Annotated in this window: 5 protein-coding genes; all 5 read right to left on the reverse strand. The window is 53.8% G+C overall.

Features of this window, described 5'->3' with window-relative positions; all coding sequences use genetic code 11:
- On the reverse strand, nt 1-271 hold a 271-nt coding region (locus CVV76_RS25525), incomplete at its 3' end, for a hypothetical protein (protein WP_233193118.1).
- A 531-nt stretch (nt 272-802) separates the two neighbouring features.
- Complete coding sequence (locus CVV76_RS22730; RefSeq protein WP_102226979.1) at nt 803-1,693, reverse strand: glycosyltransferase family 2 protein; 891 nt, start codon at nt 1,691-1,693, stop codon at nt 803-805.
- Nucleotides 1,690-2,271 (reverse strand): LbetaH domain-containing protein, encoded by a 582-nt coding sequence (locus CVV76_RS22735; RefSeq protein ID WP_102226980.1) that lies wholly within the window; start codon nt 2,269-2,271, stop codon nt 1,690-1,692. Before CVV76_RS22735 ends, CVV76_RS22730 begins: the two co-directional genes overlap by 4 nt.
- A 10-nt stretch (nt 2,272-2,281) precedes the next feature.
- Nucleotides 2,282-3,259 carry a sulfotransferase family protein gene (locus CVV76_RS22740; protein WP_158243224.1) on the reverse strand — a complete coding sequence of 326 codons (978 nt, stop codon included), beginning with the start codon at nt 3,257-3,259 and terminating at the stop codon, nt 2,282-2,284.
- Nucleotides 3,260-3,396: 137 nt separating this feature from the next.
- Nucleotides 3,397-3,567, reverse strand: coding sequence for a hypothetical protein (locus CVV76_RS25715; RefSeq protein ID WP_102226982.1), 171 nt, complete (start codon nt 3,565-3,567; stop codon nt 3,397-3,399).
- Nucleotides 3,568-3,594 lie beyond the last annotated feature (27 nt).

Here is a 3,594-nt window from a genome sequence, read left to right on the forward strand (position 1 = left end):
ACGCCATATTCAGGGATCGCATGAGGGCCAGGTCTTCCCATAAGGGCTCCTCGTCCTCGTAGCAGCGCTGCCAACGCACCAAGAGCCCTGCAAGGAGTGGCTGATCAACATCAGATACTCTGAGAGCTGTTCGAAAAATTGCCGGGGACGAGTGACCCTTGAACTTCTCCAGGAGGTGCAACCCGAGAATTGCCGGTGTGCGCCCGATCATGTGCTCGTAGTGTCGGTCGATCATCCAAGGGTAGATTGCGAAGGCCTCAGCGAAGAGCACTCGGTGTCCACGCGGATATCGAAGGTCAAGGGATCTTGTCCGCGTAAGCACCGAAATCGCAATCAGATCACGAAAGCTGGCCACACCGGCCGAGGAGCGGAACGCGTCTGGCGCGTCGGCTCGAACAAGCAGGACGTTGGGCTCGAACCGCACCCCGAAACCGTCGGAGAAACGGCCCAAAAACGCTTGAAAGTGGGATGAGCCCGCTTGAGCTGCATGACGCGGAGGTCGTGCGCAGGCGCGAGCGCTGCCAAGTCACACTCGATCGCCGTCTCCATCGGGACGTTCGGAAGAACACAGATTGGAAACCAATCGTCGTCAGCAGGCATGTGAGGATCGTCTCCGTTATCGGCCTGCTCATGATGCCAAGCTAACATTTTGTATTCACGATATTAATCCCATAATGAATTCGCGCAACAGAACCCGTATGCACGGTCACGTGCAAATAGCGCGCAAACTCTTGGGCGAAATGCCGGGACCATTTTCATCGATCCAAGTGCGGATCGCGAAGAATGTCGCCGCAGCCGACACTCATTCATAGATCCCCTGTCGTCGCAGATGCTCGTACAGGCTCAGTCCTTCCGCCGCGGCGCTCCGCTCCATCTCCATCAGTGTGGCATCGACAAAGGTGCGATACCAGTAGGCCTGAAGAAAGTGGAAGAAGAACCCCGCCCGCCCGTCGAGAAAGCCGCGTCCGATCACATACCGGTAGAAGAAATAGAGCGAACTGCGTAGCGACGTGGGCAGCTTTGCATAAACCTTTTCCTTCAGCCAGCGCTTGCGCCGTGCCTGGCCAGACAGCTTTGACAGATCCTCGTGGTCACGCTTCTCGCGGCTGGCCACAATGTCATAGACCTCGCGCCGGGCGTAGCCCACATGCTTGGCCGTCCACCAGGCGAGGTCGTTGAGATTGGCGTCAACCAGATCACCGCCCTCAAGGCTGCGCGTCACCGGCGCCTCGACAACGACATGTTCGTCCATCCAGCGCGCCTCCATCCGCCCCTGTCCGGAGCGCCAGATCCGCAGCATCATCGCCGGATAGAAGAAGCCGTGCGTGATCGGCTGCCCAAGGAAGACCATCTTGCGCCGGACATAGACGGCATTGGCCTCTCCGGGGGTCGCAAGGAAGCCGCGGATCGCCTGCTGCAACCCGGGCTCGAGATATTCGTCAGCGTCGATGCGCATCGTCCAGAGAGTGTCGATGCGGGCATTGTCGATGCCCCACTGGAACTGGGTGGCGTAGTTCTTCCACGGGTTCTGGAAGACCTCCGCGCCGAGTTCGCGGGCGATCTCCGCCGTGCGATCAGTCGAGAAGCTGTCGATCACGCAGATCCGGGCAACGACCGGCTTCAGGCTCTCGATGCAGCGCGCGATATGCTTCTCTTCGTTGAAGGTAAGGATGAGGGCGGTAAGTCGCGTCACGGCATCGGTCTTTCGAAGCGGGTACGCCCCTTGATTAGTTTAGCAGGATTGCCTTGATAGACACTCCATGCTTCAAGATCTTGGAAGGCGACTCCTCGTGCGCCTAGCACAGCGCCTTCACCCACGTTAACCCCTGGACCTACAAAAGCATCTGCGCAAATCCAAGCGTTAGCACCGATGTTGATTGGTCGAGTGTAAAGCTGGAAATCGGGATGATGAATGTCGTGCGTTCCGGTGCAGAGATAGGCTCCCTGAGATACAACTGCGTACGCACCGATGGTGATTTGACCTTGGCAATAACAATCAACTTGAGGGCCCAATGAGGAATAAGGCCCCATCTTCAGATGGGGAGGATACCAAATTCGAACCGAACCACGAACGCCAGCTGTAGAGTGAATATGAGCGCCAAAGCTACGCAGCAGAAACCGTCGCCACCCTCGCAGTTGTGGCGGTGTCCAGCTGGCAAGCAACTTCCAAACTATCAACCACAGCAATCGAAACAGCCTATTGCGACGACTAAATGTCGCCCTTCCCCCAAATCCGGAGTTTTTGATCGACCTCTCCAGCTCAGTGCTCATTTCATCCTCCTTAGGCGAGCTCGTATCCAAAATATGAGAGGCTATCTCCAGCAATTTTTTGATATACTGATACTTGTTTTTTGCTCATTTCTGTTTTCCAGCGCCCCACGGTAGCAGGAGTGATAGGGCGGGCTAAGCGTTGGAACTCTGCTTTATGTGCGCGATCATCAGAACTCACCGCCCGCCTGGATAGCTGAAAATCTTCTTCTCCAGATAATTTGAGAAACTTCATTATCCTTCCCACCTCTCCTCGTGGCGTTCTTGTAAAATCCTCATACTTCACCATGCAGACACGACTATGATACATATCATGCAAAGCAATGAGTGGCGCAACGCAAGATTGGAAGTATCGAGCGTGTTTTTCTACATGCCGAGCCTGAGGAATATTGCCCGCAGAAAACCCAGAACAAAAGGTATCGCGAGGATCGCGCAGCGCAAAGATAAACTGAGCCTGCGGAAACCGAGACATCAAATAGGACAAATAAATTGCGTGCTGAGGTGTCTTTTCAACAAATCGCCCGCCAGCGGGCAAATCTAGTGACAACTTATGAAATTCCGAAAAAAAACCAGCCATCGAGCTTGTGGTAGCCAGCGCCTTCGTATGAGCATCTTTGTTTAGAAAGTGCTTAAACCTCTCGTAATCATACACAGATCGTGGCGAAAATGAACCGGTCTCTTCGGAGAATCCAACAATTTTCGAATGATTTAGTAAAATTCGATGCAGCAACGTAGTGCCACTTCTCGGAGGACCCAAAACAAATATAAATGGAAATTGATCAACTTGTGGGCTTTTCCACCTCCGAATATTTGCCAAGATTTGGCTTGGATTCTTTGCATACTGCAGCAAAGGTTTTATGTGCTCAGGGATCATCAAGACCTCTCTTCCAGAAGAATTATCAAATGCCCGCTTAAGCGAGCAATGACGAAATGCAATTTCGTCGGGAGGATATAAGCGGTGATCATATTCATACTTGATTTTGAGATGCATTACCCCTGCATGCCTGCACCTGAGCATAGACATCCTTATACTGACCGACGCCGCTCTCGCAAACATTAGGACCTCCAACGCACCTCAGTCGCCGCGATCGGGTGCGAGCACGGAGGCTCCATCCGGTGCAACGTGCCCTAGGAGATATAGGCCCATTGATTCTCGATCGCGAGCTTCATTTCCTTGTAAACGATCATCTTTGCGATGCACTCCACTTCAATGCGGTGCTTCGCGCGGCGGGGATGGATCTGCAGCGAAAGTGTGGCACCTGGATGCAATGTCGCCTTCAAAAGTCGCACGTTTGGCATGGTGCTTGGGCGGGTGCCAGATTAGCA

Origin of the sequence: Acidimangrovimonas sediminis (assembly GCF_002871005.1) — a bacterium.
GTDB classification, from domain to species: domain Bacteria; phylum Pseudomonadota; class Alphaproteobacteria; order Rhodobacterales; family Rhodobacteraceae; genus Acidimangrovimonas; species Acidimangrovimonas sediminis.